Here is a 21,628-nt window from a genome sequence, read left to right as displayed (position 1 = left end):
CTCTAATTCAAAAAAGCCAAAGCTGAGTTCATGATTTCATTCATTTTATCGATTGTGTTCTGCTTTACAAGCGAATTGAGGTAACGCTCTTTGCCTGATTTTTTATAGAGTTTCTCTTTCGAGAACCAATCCGAAGGATAAGAGATCACCGAAGGAGTTCCCTGTTTTCCATACACAGGCAAGGAAAGATAGTATACATCTTTAATTTCAATTTGCAACTGATTGTTTTGTTCTTTCAAACTTATAGTGTAGTACATTTTGGTTTGAAAGCTCGATTGCTTCCTACTCAAATAGATTAAACTATTTCCTTTAATTCTGGCTTCTCCGGAGTTTGTGTTGAGCATTTTTAATTCAACAGCTTCAGTTGAAAGAACCCAATTCTTAAGCTTATTGTAATTGTCAGGAGCAACTTGAACGCAGGCGGTTAACTTTAATGCGGCTTGATCATTGATAATAAGTTGTTTTTCGGCATGATTTTGTGCAATTGCAATAACTACCGCGGAAAGTAAAATAAATGTGCAGAATATCTTTTTCATAGGAATCGGTTTTAGGGGTTTTTACTTGGATTGGCTTTGTCTTAAAATAACCATTTCGCAAGACAAATCAAAATAGCAGAAACACACATTCTTAGAGTTTTGGTATTGTTGATTGAAGCCGGCAATTAGGTTTTGTGGATTCTTGAAATGATACCGATTACGAATCTAAACGACTGATAAATTATTCTTTATCAGAATTTCGCTCAAAATTTGTGATCGCTTATTAAATCAATATGAATGGGAATATTCCAATTTGGACTTTCATTAAAGGATAATGACCTTTAAATTTTAATGCAAATCAATAAATCCAAAATTGATTTTAATTGCAAACTGAAACATCTGGTATTATGCTCAATTTGGAAAACTTGGCAAACTTGACACTTGCTTTTTTTGATTTAGAGAAATAATTTTGTTTTCGAATACGGTAAAAAACTTTTCAATCTAGTGATTCATATTTCGTTTGGTTCGATCCTGGATTCAAGTTTTTTAATATGGTTTTAGTTGTAAGTAATTGTGAAGGGGCTTGGCCCCTTTTTTTGTATGGGATATCTTTTTCATGTAAAAGTTTACAAATCCATTTATTTTAGTGATTAATCATTCTCTTTATTCATGGGCGTTTTATAATTTTGTTATACCAGTTGTAAATTTAAATGATTATCATTTGACTCTACAATCGTAAATCCCGATGAATCAATAAAGGCTTATGAAGATGCTGTCGATGAAAAATACTTTCATTGACCAATCGTTAATTTATCGAGGAAAACAGGATTAAGAAATTATTTATGCATTATATATTATCTCCTAAAAGGATTCTTTTATTTGTTTTAGTTTATTTATTCAATCTATCAGTTTCAGCTCAAAACTATGTGCAAGATCAATACCTCTTGGTTGATCAGTTGAATCAATCCAACCAATGGGTTGATTCTGTTCTTCATACAATGAGTGAGGATGAGAAAATTACGCAATTGTTTATGATTGCGGCCTACTCTAATAAAAGTAAGAGCGAGACAGAACGCATTGCTAAATTAATAGACACTTATCAAGTTGGGGGGATTATCTTTTTTCATGGTGAACCAGATAAACAAGCAGAATTGTGCAATTGGTACCAAAGTTTATCTAAAGTTCCTATGTGGATTGGAATGGATGCTGAAACCGGACTTGGAATGAGGTTGAAGCAGACCATTAGTTATCCAAGGCAATTGATGCTGGGTGCAGTTCAGGATAATGACCTGATTTATCGCTTGGGAAAGCAAATAGGGAAAGAGTGCAGAAGATTAGGAGTGCATGTGAATTTTGCTCCTGTAATGGATGTGAATAATAATCCATCTAATCCTGTAATTAATAGCAGATCGTTTGGAGAAGACAGGTACAATGTTGCGAATAAATCATATGCTTTTGTAAATGGATTACAAAGTGCCGGCGTGATAGCAGTTGGAAAGCATTTTCCCGGGCATGGAGATACTGATACCGATTCGCATGTAGATCTTCCCTTGCTCGATCATTCAAGATCCAGATTGGATTCGGTGGAGTTGTATCCTTTTAAAAAAGTAATAGCCCAAGGCCTGGGAGGCGTGATGATTTCGCACCTTAATGTTCCGGCTCTTGATAAGAATGAGAAAATAGCAACATTGTCGTCGGCAATTGTAACAGATCTGTTGAAAAAGGAATTGAAATTTAAAGGATTGGTATTTACCGATGCCCTTAATATGAAGGGAATTCGAAAATATCACGATAAAGGTGTTGTTGATGCAAAATCGCTTCAGGCAGGAAACGATGTTCTGCTGTTTACCGAGGATGTGGAAAAAGCGCTTCAAGAGATCAGAAAATCCATCGCTAATGGTGATCTTTCTTGGGAAAGTATCAATCAAAAATGTAGGAAGATTCTTCTTGCAAAGTATTGGCTGGGCTTGAATGAATATCATAAAGTGGATATAGATAGACTTTGGTCCGGGCTAAATACGCAGGAAGGATTTATTTTAAGGCGTCAACTTACAGAACAGGCAATAACATTGGTGAAAAACAACAATCGCTTACTTCCTTTAAAAAGATTAGATACCTTAAAGGTAGCTTCCATTGCTATGGGAGCTTCTATTCGTAACCGATATCAGGAGTATTTGGGAAGGTATACAGATATTGATTTCTATCAAATAGAAAAAGATGCATCCAAAGAGCATTTTGAGATTTTAAAAGAGAAGCTGGATCAATACAATTTGCTGGTGGTAAGTATGCATGATACAGACCAACGGCCATCCAGGAATTTTGGAATTACAAAACAAAGCATCGAGTTGTTATCTGATATAGCAAAGGACAAAAAGGTAATTTTTGATTTGTTTGGCAATCCCTATGCCTTGGATAAGTATAAGAATCTGGATGATTTAGATGCCATTTTGGTATCCTATCAAGATAGTAGAGAATCGCAAATGGCTTCAGCGCAAATTGTGTTTGGTGGATTGGCTGCCAAAGGAAAACTACCGGTATCGATTAATGGAGAGTTTCCTGTTGGAACTGGATTTGAAACAGCTCACAATCGTTTAGGTTACTCATTGCCCGAGCAAGTTGGTTTGAGTACTTTAAAACTGAATGTGATTGATTCCATTGCAGAAAATGCAATCAAGGAAAAAGCAACTCCAGGTTGTCAGGTATTAATTGCCCGATCGGGAAAGGTGGTATTCAATAAATCCTATGGGCATCATACTTATGCCCGAAAAAGACCTGTAAGAAATCCTGATATTTATGATTTGGCTTCCATAACAAAGGTTGCAGCTACCTTACCGGTAATCATGCAAATGACCGATGAGGGATGGATTAATATCGATTCGAAATTGGGAGAGTATCTAATAGAGGCTAAGGATTCGAACAAAGACAGCTTGGTGTTGAGAAAGATTTTGGCTCATGAGGCACGCTTGCTCAGCTGGAAGCCTTTTCATTGGGAAGCAATTGATTCTTCCAGCTTCCAAGGAAGTTTGTTTAGCAGAAGGTATTCCAGACAGTATAGTTTAAAGCTTGGAAAGAATTTGTATATCAATACAAATTACAAATTCAAAAAAGGGATCTTTTCCAAAGTGAAATCGGATGTTTTTTCTGAGAAAGTTGCTAAAAGTCTTTATATCACCAAAAGCTATAGGGATACGATTTTGAAAGGAATTTTAGATTCGGATTATCGAAAGTCCAATGCTTACAAATACAGTGATTTAGGTTTTATATTGATGGGAGAAATGATAAAAGAAAGATCAGGAGAACCTATTGATCGTTATGCGAATCGCCACTTTTATCGTCAGCTGGGAGCCGGAAGTTTAGGCTATCAACCTACAAAAAGATTTGGTTTGGATAGAATTGTTCCAACTCAAAACGATAAGTTTTTCAGAAAACAATGGATAAAAGGATATGTACATGATCCTATATCAGCAATGCTGGGTGGTGTAGCCGGGCATGCAGGTTTGTTTGGTAATGCCGGCGATTTAGCAAAACTTGCACAAATGTTCTTGCAAAAGGGCGAATATGGAAACGAAATCTATATTGGACCAGAAACTGTAAAACAGTTTACTTCCCGTGCCTATCCAAATGGGAAAAACAGAAGAGGAATAGGATTTGATAAACCTTTTTTAGATCCTGCAAATAAAAATGGACCGACAAGTAATTTGGCTTCTTTACAGAGCTATGGGCATACAGGATTTACCGGAACAATGCTCTGGATTGATCCCGAATACGATTTGCTATACATCTTTCTATCGAACAGAATTTGTCCGGACGAAACGAATTCAAAATTGATGGAAATGGATGTAAGAACCAAAATTCAGGAGTGCATTTATAAAGCCGTTAGGCCGGAGATTACCCCGGCCAGGAATTTTTCTTATCTATTGGAATCACCACTTCACGAACGGATTTTTAATTAAGGAAACATTTAAATATTTAGGATCATTGCTTACTTCCTGTGCAATCCAATCCGGGAATTGTATTTGTTCATCGGCTGAGGATAATTCAACTTCAGCCACAATTAAACCATTATTAGCACCATGAAAAACATCAAGCTCCCAAATGTGTTTGTGATGTTCGATTAAATATCTTGTTTTTTCAATCTTAGCATCACACAATAACAATAGCTCTTTTGCATCGTTTAGCGGAATATCATATTCGAATTCGGTTCTATTCAGAATGTCATTACCAGCCTTAATGGTTAAAAAGGCTTGTTGGTCGCTAATGCGTATTCGCAAGCTTTTTTCAGGATCACTCCATATGTATCCCTGAATTAATTGCTTCCCTTTTTTAGGCAGTACCAGGCGATTTTGGTGTACCAAAAATTTTCTTTCGATTTCTAAAGCCATAATTGTTTCAGTTATTATACTTGCTTATAGGTAACGTGAGTTCGACGTAAAATTCGTTCACAGTTTGATCTGATTTTAGTAGAAATTTTCTCAAATTTTCGAAGGAATATCGGGATATTTCAAGAAGATTTGAGGAAATTTATGCCGAAAGCAGGCAAACACATAATGGAAAGTTCTCTTTACGACATCTTCACATTAAAAATTCCTCAAAATAGCCCGCTATTCTTTCCAAATTTTTAATGCAAATCTATCGCAAATATAACTTTCTGTGGATAGAATTTTACGTCGAACTCACGTTATAGGTAATAATACAGGCATTATTGTTTATAGAATAGGTTTCCAATGATTTTTAAGCCATCAAGGGTTAGGCTTGGTTCGTGATAATCGAAACTCTCGACGATTGGGAGCATCAGTTTGGAAATGCCTCCAGTTGCAATTACTGTTGTGTTGCCTTCGAGTTCTGATTTTATTTCCTGCAATAAATATTCAACCAATCCTTTGTATCCCATTACAATACCGGCTTGCAGGGCATGAGTTGTGTTTTTACCAATGCACGAGGGAGGAATTGCAATATCAACATTCGGAAGTTTTGCCGTATTTTGCGATAGCGATGCCATTGCTGTTTTTAATCCGGGAGCAATACTAACACCCAGTAAATTACCATCCGCCTTAAGGGCAGTAAAAGTTAAAGCAGTGCCAAAATCAACAACAATACAATTGCCCTTATATTTGTTGTGTGCTGCTACTGCATTTGCAACCAAATCGGTGCCAATTTCATAAGGGTTTTTAATGCCAATATTCAGTTTAGGATAGATTTCGGAGCCTACAACCAGTGGCTCTTTGCCAAATAACTTTTTAATCATTTCGCAAATTGGCAGAATTAAAGAAGGTACTACACTACTTACCACAATTCGGTCCACTTGCCTAAGATCAACATTTCTGCTGGCAAATAATGTCCTGTAAATTACTTCGTATTCGTCCGAAGTTTTATTGGCAACGGTATGAATTCTGCACTCCTCTGTCCAGTGATTGTTTTCCGATAATCCACAAACTATATTTGTGTTTCCTATGTCAATAGCCAGTAACATATAATTCTCAATGATTAAAGTTCAATGATTAATACGATTTAATTCACTCGATTTTTTTCTATTTTCTTCATTAAATAGGAAATGATATTTTCGCTTGCCTCTTTTCCCATTTCTATTCTGGTTTCTATGGTTGCAGTTCCAATGTGCGGAACCACAAGTACATTATCCATTTTTAATAAGTCGGGATGAATTGTTGGTTCATGCTCAAACACGTCTAATGCAGCACCTGCAATTTGTCTTTCTTTTAAAGCATCAACCAACTCTTGTTCGTTTACAACAGATCCCCTGGCGGTGTTAACTAATAATGCAGATTCTTTCATCAAACCCAATTCTTTTGCTCCTATCAAATGATGAGTTGTTGCGGTTAACGGACAATTTAAGGATAGAATATCGGCCTGCCCAAGCAATTCTGTAAATTCAAGATATTGATAGGATGAGCCTTGAATCTTATTGCGATTGTGGTAAACGATTTTCATTCCAAAAGCCTCTGCTTTATTAGCAATTGACTTGCCAATTTTTCCCATGCCTATAATTCCAAGAGTTTTTCCTTGTAATCCTGTTCCCAGATTTCTCATTACGCCCCACTCAAAATCAGGATTGGATTTTAATCCATAATCACATTTTGCTATGCCTCTTGAAAGGGAAAGAATTAGTGCCAAACAAAGTTCGGCAGTAGGTTCGCAAACAGCCTCAGGTGTGTTGCAAACCACAATTCCTTTCTTACTTGCAGTTTCAATATCAATATTATTAAAGCCAACTCCGTAATTGCTAATAATTTTTAACTTGTTTGCTGCTTCGATTACTTCTTTGGGAACAGCTTTGTTAAAAATGGAAAGCAAGGCCACACAATCAGGAATTCGATCAACTAATTCATCAATCGAAAAGAATTCCTTTTCGGGATAGATCAGTTCAAAATTTTTTTCAAGTTCCGAAAGTCCTTGATGTGGAATAGAATAAGCAATGAGAATTTTGTTTTTCACAATCTAAGCTTTGTTATGATTTCGATTCTGAAATGTAAGAAATCAATTGCTATAATGCCAGTTTTATTATGGGAGCAGAATTTATTTAGGCTAATACTGATATCCTTTGTAAAGGGAACTGAACCAGCTTAAAATTGAAAGCTAAACTCATAAATTAAAGCATTCTTAGTAGCTTTGCGATGTGAATAAGATGAAGAACAAACACTACGCAATATATGATTTTATTGGATAAACCATACGTTTCTAAATTTTTAAAAGAAACCATTATAAAGTATAATTTTCCTGTATTGGATACTGGAAATATTACAGAACAAGGTGAGTTAAGTCTAATTGGTGCTGAAGAAATTATTCAGTCTTTTAAAAACGATTCGAATAGCAAGTTGTATACAAATTCCGAAAACTCAATTAATTGGGTAGTCAAGAATCTGGGCTTTACAAAATTACCAGACTACATTAATGTGTTTAAAAACAAAGTTGAATTCCGAAGGTTGATTCAAAAAATGTATCCTAACTTCTTTTTCCGTGAGGTGACTTTAAAAGAAATGGACGAGTTAAACTTGGAGGAACTGCCAATGCCTTTTATCATTAAACCTGCAGTTGGATTCTTAAGTTTAGGCGTTCATAAGGTTTTAAATGCAGAAGATTGGACACATGTTAAACAGTTAATTAAAGACGAATTTGCCGAGGCCAAATCCATATTTCCAATCGAGGTGGTAAATGCTTCCAGTTTTCTGATAGAGGAGATTATTGAAGGGGAGGAGTTTGCTTTTGATGCTTTCTTTGATGAAGAAGGAAAGACAAGTGTATTGGGGATCTCGAAGCATCTGTTTTCTTGTGATACCGACGTTAGTGATAGGGTGTACTATACATCAAAGGAAACGATAAATACATATCTTGAATCCTTTACTAATTTTGCTCAAGCCTTGGGTAATGAAGCCAAATTGAAAAATTTTCCGGTTCACATTGAGGTACGAGTTGATGAAAACGGCTTATTGGTTCCTATTGAAGTGAATCCTATGCGATTTGGTGGCTGGTGTACTACTGCCGACCTAACTTATTTTGCAAGCAAGTTGAATCCTTATCATTGTTTTCTAAAAAATATCAAACCAGATTGGAATCAGGTTTTAAAAGAGATGGATGATGAGATTTACTCTCTAATCATATTAGACAATTCAACTGGAATTCCTTCGCAGAAGATTGTAAAGTTCGATTACGATGCCTTGCTTGATAAATTTATTCACCCCTTGGAGTTGAGGAAGGTAGATTATAAAACCTACCCTATTTTTGGGATGCTGTTCACCAAAACACCAAAGGATCAATTTTCAGAAATTGAGAAGATTCTAACATCAGATTTAAAGGCGTTTGTTCAATATTAAATCTCTCTATCGAACTCATGATAAAATAGAAGAATGAGAGATAAAAAAGATCAGCTCAATTTGTGTTTGAGGCGATCTCATTTTTAAATGAAGTAATTGTTTTAATGAAAAGTTTCGGAAATTATAGAAACTACTACCTTGTTTTCTTTTTTTACTATTCCATAGATCAGTTCCTGATCATTTTTCTTTTCGTAGGCAATTCCCTGTCCAAAGGAAGCAACAGGAATGGTTTTAATCCACTCTAAAGCATAACCTTTTTTAGGAAAGCATAGCTCATAGATTTCGTAATTATCATGACCAGTACATAATATCCTGCCATCCTCAAGTATTTTTCCTCCAGAACTGCTTTTTGTGCCAAATCTGCTCACAAGTTTTTCCGGAAATATCCACGACTCAAGCTGTCTCCACTCTTTATCAAACTTCACCATCCTTGTCCATGAGTTATCCTTGCCTGCTTCGTTACCTCTGCCAGTATAATGGGCAAACACTACGTACCAATAACCATTGTAAAAATCGAGCCAGGTAGCCGACCCATTAAAAATCCCAAAGCTATGGTTTCCGATGTGCTTTAATGTTTGCGGATCGAAAATTTCAATGGAGCTAGCCATGGGCGATTTTGGGTAATTGGAGTTGCAGCAATAAAGCTTCCCTTCAATAATTATCCCACTATTTAAATGGTGGATAATTGAATCATTATCTTCCCATTCTGTTGCCAATTTGCCATCAACTTTCCTATATTTTGCAATATTGCTATTGTTAATTACGTAGAAATTGTCAACATCTGTTGCCACTGCCTGCCTTGCTTTTTTAACATGATATTCTTTTATGAGCTTAGCTTTTGTGCTCTGGGCATCTGATGAATAAGTTGTAGACAGAATAAACACGAATACTGCACTCGTTATTAAAATATAAATAATATTCCTGCTCATATGAAATGGTATTATATGGAACTCCGGCAGCATAAAAAACGACTGCCGGAGCATAGAAATAACTATCGATGTTTTACAGCTTTAATTCAACTACAAATAGGCCTGATATCCCGTAACTCTCTGTTTCAGTCCATTTCGAAGAATCTTCCGAAGGTTTTCCACTTACCTCGGTATTTGACTCATTTGTAAGGTTGTTCAATTGTAATTTTAGGCTGATCTTATCATTTATTTTATAGCCCAAAGACATATCCATATGCAAGGTTTTATCCAACCATATTTCTTCGTTTCCATCGGCCGCAGCATTGGTATTCTCAAACTTGTTGAAAACAAAATGTCTGTATGTTCCACCTAAAACAGCAAAAAAGCCTGTTTTATCGTTGTTATAAAGCAAGGATAAATTTCCCATATGCTTAGGGCTATTTGTCAAAGGAAGGTCGTCACGATCATCACCATAATCTGCACTTGTCTCTGTAAATGTATAGTTTGCATTTATCGAAAACGGAAGACCAACAGAAGTCAAGTTTTTATTCATCCCAAACTCAAGCCCAAAAACTTTGGCGGAAGCACCGTTTGTTGGGCTGAATACAGGTAATCCGTCTTCAATGCCAACCTGAGAAGTAACGATCTGATTTTCTATAAGCTTGGCAAAAGCACCGAAACTAAAATAATCAAGTTTGTTTGTGTATTTCTCAAACATCAAATCGAAGTTACTGGCAGTAATTGGTTCAAGATCTTCGTTTCCACGCCTTATTTCTTCGGCTCCTACATTATTGTAAGGGATCAATGAGGTATAATCGGGGCGACTTAAACCAGTACTGTAAGCCAAACGAATTTGGTTATTCTCATTTAACTTATAAGTGAAATGTATCGAAGGAAGAATATTTAAATAACTACCTTCTCCCTTCAATTCATTTTCGGTACTCGTATAATCTGTTTTTGTGTTTTCAAATCTCAAACCTGCTACAGTCGAAAATTTATTTGACCATTGGGTTGTGTTCATCACATAACCTGCCAATACTTTCTCGCTGGCATCGTAACCATCTGTTTCTTCATCCAGATTGATATCTGCTGGTGATAAATCAAAACCAAGACTTGCAAACTCGGCATCTGTAAAACTCAGATTCGGGAACGGAAACTCACCTTCCTGAAATTGTCTTATTTGAGCACCATCAAGTGGTTTTGGTCTAAAAGAACCACTTCTGTGTTCACGTTCCAGCTTTCTGAACTTTCCTCCAACTTTTATCAAGGATTTATCGTCTTTTGTAAGTGGGAATTCCACATCAAATCCACCAGTCGCATTTGACTCTTCAGTAAAACGCGGTTCGAATCCTACGCGGCTGTATGTAAAGGGGGTATTGTCGCCAAAAGTGGAGTTTGCCGATAAAGCATCTTGCTCATCACGGCTTAAGTCTGCAAGTGCCTCTACTGTCCTTCGGTACCTAAATTCAGTCCTGTCTGGAAGGTCTTCATTTCCTTTTGAATAGGAAATGATATAATTGGCTTTAACCTGATTAAACTGATGTTCCCCTTTTAACATGTTAAAAAAGATTTTCTGATCCTCCAATCGGTTACGCGTTCTGCGTTCTTCACGTTGGTTGTCCCAAGTATAACGTGCCTGTTGCCTGATCTCATCATCCTTGTAGCGATTGTAATTTGAAGTCAGAACCCATTTGTGGTTTTCGTTTGGTGTAAAATCGAGATTCGCTACCAAGCCAAAACGCTCCCTGTTTACATCATAATCTGTAGTTCTCCTACGGTTCAGCACATTCTGGTTCTGATCTGCAAATCTACGGGAATTAAACATCGAACCTTTGTCTGTTTTATAATAAGAGGCGGCTAACAATATCCCAAATTTATTGTCGGCAAAACGTTTTCCACCAATCCCGGATAACGAAACGATTGAACGTCCCCAGTTTCTGTATTCCGACTCTTGCTGGTTGATACCATAGCCCATTGAAAGTTCGAATTCAGATTGCTTTGATGCTTCGCGAAGCTGAAAATTCACCATTCCTCCGATTGCATCTGCTTCCATATCCGGAGTTAATGCTTTGGTAACTTCGATGGACTGAATTAAATAGGACTGTACCAAGTCAAGACCAACTGTACGACCTGCATCCGGCTCAACACTTGGCATTTTTTGTCCATTCATTGTAAGTGAATTCAGTTGCTCCGAAACACCGCGAATCTGAACAAACTCACCTTCTCCCTGGTCGCGGGTAATTGAAATCCCGGGCAAACGTTGCACTGTTTCGGCAGCACTTATGTCTGGATATTTAGCAAACAATTCAAGGTCAACCACATTTTTGATGTTTTTTGAAACTTTTTGAATGTTCAGCGCTTTTGCCTGACCTCGTGTTAATTTTCCATAAGCGATAACCTCGCCAAGATTGGTTGATTCTTCTTCCAATACAATGTTTACTTCTTTTGTTGCATCCGAAACATCAAGTGTGATTTTTTTATCCTTATAACCAAGATAATGCACCAAAATTGTACAAGTCCCCTCAGGTGCATCAATATTGAAGATCCCATTGGCATTGGAAAGTGTTCCATGATTTTTACCATCAATAACTATACTGGCAAATGGTAGTGGATTTCCTTTTGAATCGACAACTTTACCATGGATATTGATTGACTTAGGCTTAGCAACAAGCACTTTTGTCTTCGATCTTGTTGAATTTTTCACAACAATTATATCATTAACAATTCTAAATCTCAATGATCCCTGATTCGCTACTTCTTGAAGCATCTCTTTCAAGTTTTGCGAATCAGAACTAAGTGTATAATTTTTTGTTACATCAATTTCCCCTTCTACATAAAAGAAATTGTAGTCCGATTGTTCTTCTACAAGCTTGAAAAAATTCTTCAATGAATAATTATGGTTTTCCAGATTCAATTCAATTTTCTCAATGTTTTGGCCACTTCCGGTTGTCGAAGCAAATAGGCTTGCAACGCATACAAATTGTATGATAAGGCTATAAATTGACATTGTAATTAATTTTCTAATAAATTTTTTTTTCATAATTTTGAGTTGTGTTATTTAATACTTCTGATATTATTAAGACACAATGTCCAAATGGGGCTTGAGAAACTGCTACTTTCTCAAGTTCCCGGGACATACTAAGTATCTTTATTCTTTGTGTTTCTTCGCAAGCTATTTTATCATAGGCTTCAGGTTTTGTTCATTTTATTTGCACTTTTACTAGGTTGTTTTCTATTACCTCAAATTTTAATTCGGTACCATATGAAATAGCTTTCAGAATAGTTGCCAAGGATTCATCTGCAAATTTTGCATTGATGCGGATTTTTGTACCCTCAAGTCCTTCAGTTTTAAAAGTCACCCCATATCTTCGCGCCAACTTTTTTAACACCTCAAGTATTGGCACATTATCAAATACGAAAACTTTATTTTTCCATCCCGTTACATTCTCAACATCAAATCTCGATTTTACATGTTCCTGAGTTTTTTTGTCAAATGTTACCATTTCCTCGGGCTTTAGAAGTATCTGCTCATCTTTGGTTTGGTGTACTTTAACTTTTCCCTCGACAAGAGCAATCGAAATACATTGATCCTCTTGATAGGCATTAACATTAAATGTTGTTCCAAGCACCTCAACTTTATAATCACCAAGATCAACAACAAAAGGACGCTTTTTGTCTTTTGCAATTATACAGTAAGCTTCGCCCGTAATTTTAATTTCTCTTTTTTCGCTTGTAAATTTTTTGGCAAATTGTATGCTTGAACCCCCATTTAAGCGGATTACTGAACCATCGGAGAGTGTACACTTTAAGTTTTCACCTGGTTTTGTAGTATAATACTGTACCGCAAGTGCAGAATTCATATTTTTTGTCTTGTTTTGCTTATAGATTGCACTGCCTAAAGCAATAGCAATTATAAGAATGGCAGTCAGCTTATAAATGTTACTATTCAATCTCAAGATCAAGTTTTCTTTTTTCTGACCCATTGTAAAGGATGGTTCGTACTTACGAATTTCTCGAATAACCCGCTTCCTCGTTCTGTCGTAATTGAATTTCATATCAGGTTCTTTGTCTTTTTTTGACATAAGCTTCTTAAGTTGATTTCACGTATTTTTTTTAATTGTAATCCTAATACAAAAAAATCATTCATATAGATCTTAGCTTTTCTTCTATAGCCGCACTAAAAAAATACAAGCGAACTCTGCTATGTTCTAATCTTGTATATTTCGCTATAGAACAGAAACTAAAAATTTTACCATTACCTATTTCAATTGGTTTGATATAGTATTGGGGTCAGATCTTTTTTACAATCGAACTCCTGTTTTTCGTATTATTTCTGATTTGCCAGATAAGCTACTCTGTATTTAAGACACGAGGAACAAAAAAACTTCCCGGCTCTTTAGGTTAAAAAATCATTAAAAGACAAGGAGTTGAGAGGCTAAGCAGATAACATTAAAATAACAAAAAGGTAAAACTCATGCTTGCGCGAAGCCAATTGCTTGGTAAGATGTAAAAGGCCTAAATAGATGTGGTTCTGTACTGTTTTTATTGAGATGGAAAGTTTCTGGGCAATTTCCTGCTGGCTTAAGCCTTCCAGTTTATGCAATTTCAAAACCAAACTTTGCTGGGGTGTAAGCATATCCAACATTTGTTGAATTTGGGTGCAAACTTCTTTATGTATCAAGTCGGAATCAGTGTTTATAACAGACATCAACTCTTTCCCAATTATTTCATCCAGACTAATGTTGTTTTTCGTTTTTCGAAGGTAATTAAGTGCAGTATTTTTGCAAGCACGAAACAAATAAGATTTAAGGTCAGTTTCTATCTTTATGGTATGCCTGTTCAACCATAGCTTCACAAAAACATCAGAAACAACCTCTTCGGCTGGTTCAAGCTCTTTTACGATTTGAAATGAATACTTGCAAAGAGGCGAGAAATATTTATCAAAGACAGTACCGAAAGCTTTTTCATCGTCATTTGTAATCTTAATCCACAACTTGCTGTCAATAGAATCGCTGTTCTTCATGCTGTTTAAGGCTAAAACCAGCTCTAAAATACTTATGTGGTGGATGTGTTGTTTTAACCTACAATTAAAAAAACATTAATAACGTGAGTTCGACGTAAAATTTGTTCACAGTTTGATCTGATTTTGAGTAGAAATTTTATCAAATTTTCGAAGGAATATCGGGATATTTCAAGAAGATTTGAGGAAATTTATGCCGAATGCAGGCAAACACATAATGGAAAGTTCTCTTTACAACATCTTCACATTAAAAATATCTCAAAATAGCCCGCTATTCTTTCCAAATTTTTAATGCAAATCTATCCCAAATATAACTTTCTGTGGATAGAATTTTACGTCGAACTCACGTTTAATATTAACCAGTGCCAGAGGTTTGGGGCTTATTACTAAAACGCCATGCAAAGCAATCGGGCCGATAAAAATAATCCGAAACCAAAAACGGTATGAGTTGCCAAGCTCATTAATCTTGCTTTTAAAGGATTGGGTAGTTTAGAGGAAGCAAAGCCCAAACCAAATGCTGGCTGCATGAGAAAGAGAGGGAAAACTATGCTAACTATTCCAATGATTAATGCTGGTGCTAAGTTGGGAGATTGCAACCACTGTTCTCCAAAAATCAATACCAAAGCAAAAGCAAATGTAATTCCTATCATGTAATGTGCAGTCCAACCAATAAATTGCTCGTATCTTACAGGAGTGGTTTTGATGATTGCAGCATGACAAAACTTACCATTAAAAAAATGTCCAATCCATCGGCCAACAAATCTGTAATCTAAGGTTTTGATTCCAAAGATGTTTAAAACAAGCGAGTATACATCCATGAATATGGTGGCACCAATGCCAATTAAAATAGTCTGAAATAAGAAGTTCATATTTTTATTTTTTTTGATAAAAATACGACAGATTAAAGACTGCTTGGTAGGACAAATTAAGGAAACGAAAGGACGATTAATACCAGTTTTATTATGAAATAAAACTGAGGCTTATTTCATAATAAAAGCGGCACAATGCAATTCCCGAAAAGCCTTTGGAGTTAATTGGGTTTGCTTTTTAAAAAAACGAATAAAATAGGAATGATCTTCATATCCGAGTATATGGGCAATTTCTTTAATTTGTAGGCTTGTTGCCAATAGGTTTCTTTTGGCTTCAAGTATAATTTGATCTGTAATGACTTGAGTAGAGGTTTTATCCGCTAGTTTTTTAGTTATTGCATTCAATTGATAAGTACTAACATTTAGTTTTTCCGCATAAAACTCAGTCTTTTTATAATGTGCAATGTGAGTTTCTACCAGTTGTAAAAAATGTTCAAAAATATCTAGTTCAAAAGAAACTTTTGGTGCGGCAAGCATATCAACATTTCTATAAAGCAGAATAAATAGTACATCAAAATGGGCTTTAATGGCTTCTTTATAGCCGATTAAACGCCTGTTGTACTCAGAAAAAACTTCATTTAAAACTTGTTTTATTTGCCGAAGAGATTCTGAGCCTACCGAGATAACATTTTGTCGAAATGTATGTTCGAAAAAAGCAACTTGAAATGTAGGAGTATAAAACGCCTTGTCGAATGTTACAAGAAACCCTTTACTTCCTTTATTAAGCTTTATTGAATGTACCTGGCCAGGTCGCAACAAAAAGACGGAATAGTTGTTTATGTCGTAACTGATGAAATCGATATCATGTTTTCCGCTTCCTTTTTCAATTACCAATACGAAGTAAAAATGATGTCTGTGGATTTTTTCAATCATTGCTTGTTGACTCAAGTATTCGTTAAGTCTTACAATCTGAAGATTACCAGAGGTATTGTGATTCGAATATTTTTTTACTTTGATAGTTTTCAAGGAAATAGGTTTTATACCAATTGAAACAAAGAACTGGATTTATTCTTCAATCAAATGGTGTTTTAGTTGGTACGATTAAATTTAAGGAACAAGTTCTTTAAAAAGATTGACCTGGCAAATATTTGGAGAAAAAAGCTTCTCCTGATAGTCAGAATGGATGCGATCCAAAAGTACGCAAGTCTTTGCCCCTGCTTTGTTTATAATTTTCTCTCCTTTGCCTGATGGAAGCTGCAAAATCAAAATAATCATTACCGTATTTGTTTATTAACGTGAGTTCGAGGTAAAATTCGTTCACAGTTTGCACTGATTTTGAGTAGAAATTTTCGAAGGAATATCGGGATATTTCAAGAAGATTTGAGGAAATTTATGCCTAAAGCAGGCAAACACATAATGGAAAGTTCTCTTTACGACATCTTCACATTAAAAATTCCTCAAAATAGCCCGCTATTCTTTCCAAATTTTTAATGCCAATCTATCGCAAATATAACTTTCTGTGGATAGAATTTTACATCGAACTCACGTTAAATACCTTAATGCATAATTGGGCTTAAATGGATGGAGCGTACAAGCCAAAAGAAGAAATGCACGAGCCAAAAGTAACTACCACAACATTTAAGATGGTGCGCTTGGCTTAAAACAACAGATGTACAAAGTTTGAGACAACTGGCTCGATACATTTTAAAGTGCACAATCTTTTTCACCAGGCACGCTTTAATAAACAGAATCTGCCATTCATGCGTGTAAACTGTTGTTACATCCCTAAGGCTAGGCGCCGTTTCCCTATCTCTTGTCGCAATTTCCCCATCACTTGTCGCAATCCCTAAATCTCATGTCGCAATGCTTCTATCTCTTGTCGCCATTTTTTTATCTCTTGTCGTTACTTCCCTATGGCTTGTCGCCACTTCCCTATCTCTTGTCGCCACTTCCCTAAGGCTTGTCGTCGCTTCCCTATGGCTTGTCGTCGAACGCAAGCTATTGGCAGCCAGCGGAAAAGTGTAGATCTTTGGCGACAATTTTCAAAGGACTACTTACCAATGATAAGTTAGAAGTGCCGATTTACGAAATTTTGTAACTTGTGCGCAGAAAGATGATGGATTATGGCAGATGTGCATGAAAGGAAGGTGAGATTACACCCGCAAACACAAAAGGACTTCCGAGTATTTTTATTTTACGTCGAACTCACGTTATTTAGCCGATTACGAAAATTAGAGTTTACCAGCAGTTAAGATTCTTTTGAAATAGGATTATTCCCGACCATATTTATTTGTTCTGAGTTTTTCTATTTGTACATAAGCAAAAAACAAAGACTATTACTTATGCGAGGCCCTAACTGGATTGAGGAAGAACTCATTCTTGCTTTTAACCTCTATTGCCTTCTTGTTTTCCAGACTGGGTAATAACAGTACTGGCGATATCCAAGCTTATGTTGTTGACTCGTAGCTGGGAAAAGAACCAATTCTGCAATGATGGGAAAAGTCGTATTGTGGCATTGTAAAAACTTGCCAAAGAAGCGACTGTAAGTGTTTTGAGAGGGCATTTTGTCTCATCCGAAAATGTCATGTAGCTTGGTGTCGTAACGCAACCAATCGGCATGGATAAACAACTTCCGAATGACTGGCATGATCGTAAAACTTAAGGGTGTTGATGGATGGATTCGTAACAGGCTCAGATATTGTATCTGGCATCATTGGAAAAAGCCTGAACGAAAAAGGAAAAACCTGATTCGTTTAGGAGTAGAACAGGGTCAAGCCTATGCATGGTCTCGTTCTGGAATGGGAGGTTGGTCAATTGCTCAAAGTCCAATACTAGGAACTACAATAACCCTTGATCGATTGAAGAAGCGTGGCTACGAATCAATGCTTTACATTTACAAGAAAACTTCCCCACAACTTAACGAACCGCTGTATACGAGACCCGCAGGTAGGCGGTGTGAGAGGTTCTCCGCTAGGCTATGGCCTAGCGGCTGCCTACTGGATTATGCGCTGGGATTTATATTCTTACGTTTTTCATTTAATTTGAATACTCCCATAAATATTGATAGAATAATCGGAGTATAGTAGAATGAAGAAGTGAGTCCCCATCTCATTATATTTTTACTTAATGCCAGATTTCCTAAGTCAATCAAGATTGCTGAAGTAATAACTCCTAGAAATATGTAAATTGACATATTTAATATCTGGACACGATTCATTTTAAAATATTTTTTAGATAAAATCATGGTTAACAACGCTACAATAAGTAATGGAATATGTCTAACTATTCTATTAACTATAATGATATCCAGATTTTGCAAAACTGGTTTTAATGCATATGAAGAAATTAAGGCACTTATTAAACCACTAAAAAAAACAGAACCAAACACTAAAATTATGTTCTTCCAAGAAATTGATATTCGTTTCTTGAGCCCCAATAATAAACCAAAAGAAATAAAGCTATATTTTATTCCTTCTTTTAAAACACTGTATAATGTATTGTCTGACATTTTGAGCAGAGTGTTAATTGAATATCCTAAAATGACTCCCAAAGCAATTAGTGCAGAGGTCGAAATAATCTGTTCGAAACGAATACCAAAGCTTTTCTTAATACCCGTCAATACAGCTAAAGATATTAGCAACCATCTAAGGCCATGAATAATATTTTGAGTATCGAGCATATTGATAACAGCTTCCTCTGAGCTTGAAGTCATGGTTTCACGAAAAAACATAAAAATTATGCGGCCTATAAATACTGAAATAAATATTAGTACTCCGAGTAAAAGGTAATTAGGACCTCTCAGCTTTTCTACTAAGCGGTCAATATCCATATGAAAACTGTCGTTTTTTATTTCAATAGCATTTCTATGTGAAAGCTGATTTATTTGTTCAGGCAGTTCAAGTTTATCAGGAATTTTAGATCCATTAACAAGTACCGGTATAATTTTCACACCATTATTAATTGCCATTTTTATTTCTTGAAATACAAAATCTTCAGGATTAAATATCTTTGCATTTCCGTTTTTATCTTTTAAACTCAACCAATTGTTTCCAATAATTACAAGCATGATTCTTGAATCATTTAAAGCTTTTTCCAATTCTTTTGGAAATATAATACCAGGTTCAATATCTTCTACGTCAAGGAATACATTGTCTTTACCAAACTCAAGAACTAACCTGTCATATATCCTAACAGCAAACTCTCTAGTCTCTGACCTCCGATAGCTTATAAAAATTTTTGACATTTCTTTCGTTTTTAGGTTTCTTTTTTACTATTATCGTTTAAAGAGTAAATTGACCAATTTGTATTTTCCTTTGAAATAATTGTTTCAACTCTTTTTACCAATAGTGGGAATGAAATATCCGTATCATAAGGCATAACCTTAGTCTCAAACAAAAACAATTCTTTTTTCAGGCTTTCACAAGTAGTTCTGTATTCAATCCATTTTTCTTGATGATTGCCTAAAGCAATATAACTTGCGATTATTGTTATTAATACTCCTAAAAAACTTGTAAAGTATATGATAAATTCTCCACTGTTAATATTATTAATTGTTATTCCAGAAATAAAAGGTATTAAAGCAGCCGCAATAATCTCAATGATACGAAGAAGCCTAAATGTTTTCTGGTTTTTAATGCTTTTTTTGTCATACCAATTTATTTGGTCAACTAATCTTTTATCTATGTATTCTTCTGAATTCATGGCACTAAAGTTTTTTTTCAATATACAGTCTTTGGTCATCCTTGCGCATAACTATTAATTTGTGCACTGGTACACTTATTTTGACTCACGATTCCAAATCTAAGAATTATAATCAATATTATCACGATTCAACAGGTAACTTCGCATTGGGTTTGTTATCTGAGGCAAAATTAAATTTGCTTACATAAGCAATAGATATATACTGCATGTATGTCTGTATTAGTTTTAATACTTGGTGCAGATCAATTTTGCCAAGCTTACATTAACTTGGGTATTGTCCTGGAAATTTTCTAGCTGCGTTTCCTGAGTGGCAATTAACAAACCAAAGGTAAAATTGTGCATTAAACCACTTGCAAAAAGGGCTAGCAATGTAATTTAGGCCTTGCAAGTCGGTTTTCTTCTAGAGCAGATTACCATCTATGAGTGATCCCTTAAATGGTAAAATGATTTCATTGGGAAGGCAATTAAGCTGTTTAGCTTTTATTTTCCCCTTTCCCTTTCCACCAATTTTTAGGATTAAAGTAGGATTTGTATTTTATAAATAGCTCTTTGCCAACTAAAATGCCGCCTCCCCAAAACAATACTTCTCCTATGATTAGCGATAGGGTAGAAAGGGTAACTTTGCTTTTGGTGTCCAGCTTCATAAATGGAATGAACGTTGGTGGTTACTTCATGCCTTGTGATGATATGGCTTCTAAAGCTATGCGTCCATCAACTACATTAAATGAAATTGTAGACGCAATCTAATAGAAAATTAGGTGATTTTAGATATGAAAGGTCTTCCGTTTGGAAGGCCTTTTTCTTTGTATATCGATTTGTGAGAATTTCCTCAAAATATCGGTAAATAAAAAAGGCAGAAAACTTAATTTCTGCCTCTTCCATTTTTAAACAATTTATGATGTCAGTAGTAGTTTATTCTGCATCTTCAAGGTGATCCATCCAAATCGCGTTGATTTCATCGTAATCACCTAATCCTTTCATTACTGTATTAACAGTGTAACCGCTAGCTTCTAATCTTTCTTTCCATGATTGTTCTGCCGGATCAGTTTCACCTGTGTTGCCGTTCATATCGTTGTTGGCATGGTCACCAGCAATAGACATTAATGGAGTAATGGTAACTTTGGTCGCTTTTGGAGAAAGTTTATCAAGTTCAGCAAGAATACCTGAAATTGAAGTCTCATCTGCATCAAAACCAATACCTTCAACGGTACCTACAAAGAAGTTAGTATTGATTTTTTGAAGTTCATTTTGAAGCTTTAAATACTGAGCATCTGCAGAGTGTGGAGTTCCGTGTCCCATAAACAATACTGGACCTTCAGTAATTTCAGTAGCAAATTTAGCAGCCATAATTTCAGCAACAGCTTTAATATCAGCATCGCTATCTAATAATGGACGACCAACTTTAACCGTCACGCCTTCATATTTGGCTTTAAATTCAGCAACTGCCTCTTCCAATTCGTCGAACTCTTCACCCGGAATAACATGTAAAGATTGAACTTCGAACTTTGAAAACCCATCTTTCACCATGATTTCCAATGCTTCTTCTGGCGTATCATTGTCGATAATTGTTCCGTTTAGTGAGCCTTCTCCATTACCTTGACGCAATTTGTTGATAATAAGGTCAGATGTATAACCCCATCGAATTGTTTCGCCAGCAAATCGTTCTTTTGCTGTATTGTCGATATTCTTAAATGTTTCTTGTGGTGCTGGGAAAGAAGAACCAAAAGTTACCAATAGAATACCTTCTTTGTCGCCTAAATTGTTTTTGTCATCATTGTCGTCGTCACTACATCCGGTGAAAACCATTGCCAATGTACATAAAGCGATAGCTGATCTTTTAATTAAATTCATTTTGATTTTTTTGTTTTTGTTAATATTGATTTTGTTA

At 35.6% G+C, this 21,628-nt stretch carries 18 protein-coding genes; 3 read left to right on the top strand and 15 right to left on the bottom strand.

Annotation, left to right across the window (positions count from 1 at the left end; genetic code table 11):
- Window positions 1-2 precede the first annotated feature (2 nt).
- Window positions 3-536, bottom strand: a complete 534-nt coding sequence (locus ACO05S_RS04160) for a hypothetical protein (RefSeq protein ID WP_421920281.1) — start codon at window positions 534-536, stop codon at window positions 3-5.
- Between the two features lie 782 nt (window positions 537-1,318).
- Between ACO05S_RS04160 and ACO05S_RS04155 the strand changes: the two genes are divergently transcribed.
- Window positions 1,319-4,429 carry a glycoside hydrolase family 3 N-terminal domain-containing protein gene (locus ACO05S_RS04155; protein WP_421920280.1) on the top strand — a complete coding sequence of 1,037 codons (3,111 nt, stop codon included), beginning with the start codon at window positions 1,319-1,321 and terminating at the stop codon, window positions 4,427-4,429.
- Here ACO05S_RS04155 and ACO05S_RS04150 read toward each other — a convergent pair.
- The 3 genes from ACO05S_RS04150 to ACO05S_RS04140 all read right to left on the bottom strand — a co-directional run bounded on the left by ACO05S_RS04150 (window position 4,400) and on the right by ACO05S_RS04140 (window position 6,926).
- On the bottom strand, window positions 4,400-4,858 hold the full coding sequence (locus ACO05S_RS04150) for a CYTH domain-containing protein (protein WP_421920279.1): 459 nt from the start codon (window positions 4,856-4,858) through the stop codon (window positions 4,400-4,402). The genes ACO05S_RS04155 and ACO05S_RS04150 overlap by 30 nt on opposite strands.
- A 317-nt stretch (window positions 4,859-5,175) precedes the next feature.
- Complete coding sequence (locus tag ACO05S_RS04145) at window positions 5,176-5,946, bottom strand: type III pantothenate kinase (protein WP_421920278.1); 771 nt, start codon at window positions 5,944-5,946, stop codon at window positions 5,176-5,178.
- 38 nt (window positions 5,947-5,984) lie between these two features.
- Window positions 5,985-6,926 (bottom strand): NAD(P)-dependent oxidoreductase, encoded by a 942-nt coding sequence (locus ACO05S_RS04140; protein ID WP_421920277.1) that lies wholly within the window; start codon window positions 6,924-6,926, stop codon window positions 5,985-5,987.
- A 215-nt stretch (window positions 6,927-7,141) separates the two neighbouring features.
- Here ACO05S_RS04140 and ACO05S_RS04135 point away from each other — a divergent pair, with 215 nt between their 5' ends.
- Window positions 7,142-8,302, top strand: coding sequence for an ATP-grasp domain-containing protein (locus ACO05S_RS04135; RefSeq protein WP_421920276.1), 1,161 nt, complete (start codon window positions 7,142-7,144; stop codon window positions 8,300-8,302).
- A gap of 101 nt (window positions 8,303-8,403) precedes the next feature.
- Here the strand turns inward: ACO05S_RS04135 and ACO05S_RS04130 are convergent, their stop codons facing one another.
- The 10 genes from ACO05S_RS04130 to ACO05S_RS04085 form a co-directional block, all read right to left on the bottom strand.
- Window positions 8,404-9,231, bottom strand: coding sequence for a hypothetical protein (locus ACO05S_RS04130; protein ID WP_421920275.1), 828 nt, complete (start codon window positions 9,229-9,231; stop codon window positions 8,404-8,406).
- A gap of 73 nt (window positions 9,232-9,304) precedes the next feature.
- Window positions 9,305-12,250, bottom strand: a complete 2,946-nt coding sequence (locus ACO05S_RS04125) for a TonB-dependent receptor (protein WP_421920274.1) — start codon at window positions 12,248-12,250, stop codon at window positions 9,305-9,307.
- Between the two features lie 160 nt (window positions 12,251-12,410).
- Window positions 12,411-13,292 (bottom strand): FecR family protein, encoded by an 882-nt coding sequence (locus ACO05S_RS04120; RefSeq protein WP_421920273.1) that lies wholly within the window; start codon window positions 13,290-13,292, stop codon window positions 12,411-12,413.
- A gap of 353 nt (window positions 13,293-13,645) precedes the next feature.
- Window positions 13,646-14,233, bottom strand: a complete 588-nt coding sequence (locus ACO05S_RS04115) for an RNA polymerase sigma factor (RefSeq protein ID WP_421920272.1) — start codon at window positions 14,231-14,233, stop codon at window positions 13,646-13,648.
- A 383-nt stretch (window positions 14,234-14,616) separates the two neighbouring features.
- The gene (locus ACO05S_RS04110) at window positions 14,617-15,099 is read right to left on the bottom strand and encodes a DUF2938 domain-containing protein (protein ID WP_421920271.1); all 483 of its coding nucleotides are present in this window, start codon (window positions 15,097-15,099) and stop codon (window positions 14,617-14,619) included.
- 111 nt (window positions 15,100-15,210) lie between these two features.
- Complete coding sequence (locus ACO05S_RS04105) at window positions 15,211-16,065, bottom strand: AraC family transcriptional regulator (protein ID WP_421920270.1); 855 nt, start codon at window positions 16,063-16,065, stop codon at window positions 15,211-15,213.
- 81 nt (window positions 16,066-16,146) lie between these two features.
- On the bottom strand, window positions 16,147-16,314 hold the full coding sequence (locus tag ACO05S_RS04100) for a hypothetical protein (protein WP_421920269.1): 168 nt from the start codon (window positions 16,312-16,314) through the stop codon (window positions 16,147-16,149).
- A 1,726-nt stretch (window positions 16,315-18,040) separates the two neighbouring features.
- Window positions 18,041-19,282 carry a toll/interleukin-1 receptor domain-containing protein gene (locus ACO05S_RS04095; protein WP_421920268.1) on the bottom strand — a complete coding sequence of 414 codons (1,242 nt, stop codon included), beginning with the start codon at window positions 19,280-19,282 and terminating at the stop codon, window positions 18,041-18,043.
- A gap of 11 nt (window positions 19,283-19,293) precedes the next feature.
- The gene (locus tag ACO05S_RS04090) at window positions 19,294-19,740 is read right to left on the bottom strand and encodes a DUF4231 domain-containing protein (RefSeq protein WP_421920267.1); all 447 of its coding nucleotides are present in this window, start codon (window positions 19,738-19,740) and stop codon (window positions 19,294-19,296) included.
- A 473-nt stretch (window positions 19,741-20,213) separates the two neighbouring features.
- Window positions 20,214-20,384 (bottom strand): transporter suffix domain-containing protein, encoded by a 171-nt coding sequence (locus ACO05S_RS04085; protein ID WP_421920266.1) that lies wholly within the window; start codon window positions 20,382-20,384, stop codon window positions 20,214-20,216.
- Here ACO05S_RS04085 and ACO05S_RS04080 point away from each other — a divergent pair.
- Window positions 20,332-20,487 carry a hypothetical protein gene (locus ACO05S_RS04080; RefSeq protein ID WP_421921301.1) on the top strand — a complete coding sequence of 52 codons (156 nt, stop codon included), beginning with the start codon at window positions 20,332-20,334 and terminating at the stop codon, window positions 20,485-20,487. The two genes, ACO05S_RS04085 and ACO05S_RS04080, sit on opposite strands and share 53 nt — an antisense overlap.
- A 165-nt stretch (window positions 20,488-20,652) precedes the next feature.
- Here ACO05S_RS04080 and ACO05S_RS04075 read toward each other — a convergent pair whose 3' ends face one another.
- On the bottom strand, window positions 20,653-21,591 hold the full coding sequence (locus ACO05S_RS04075) for a sirohydrochlorin cobaltochelatase (protein WP_421920265.1): 939 nt from the start codon (window positions 21,589-21,591) through the stop codon (window positions 20,653-20,655).
- Window positions 21,592-21,628: the final 37 nt, after the last annotated feature.

This window comes from Marinifilum sp. (assembly GCF_965230805.1).
In the GTDB taxonomy this organism is placed as follows: Bacteria; Bacteroidota; Bacteroidia; order Bacteroidales; family Marinifilaceae; genus Marinifilum.
This window is presented reverse-complemented; position numbering and strand designations above follow the sequence as displayed.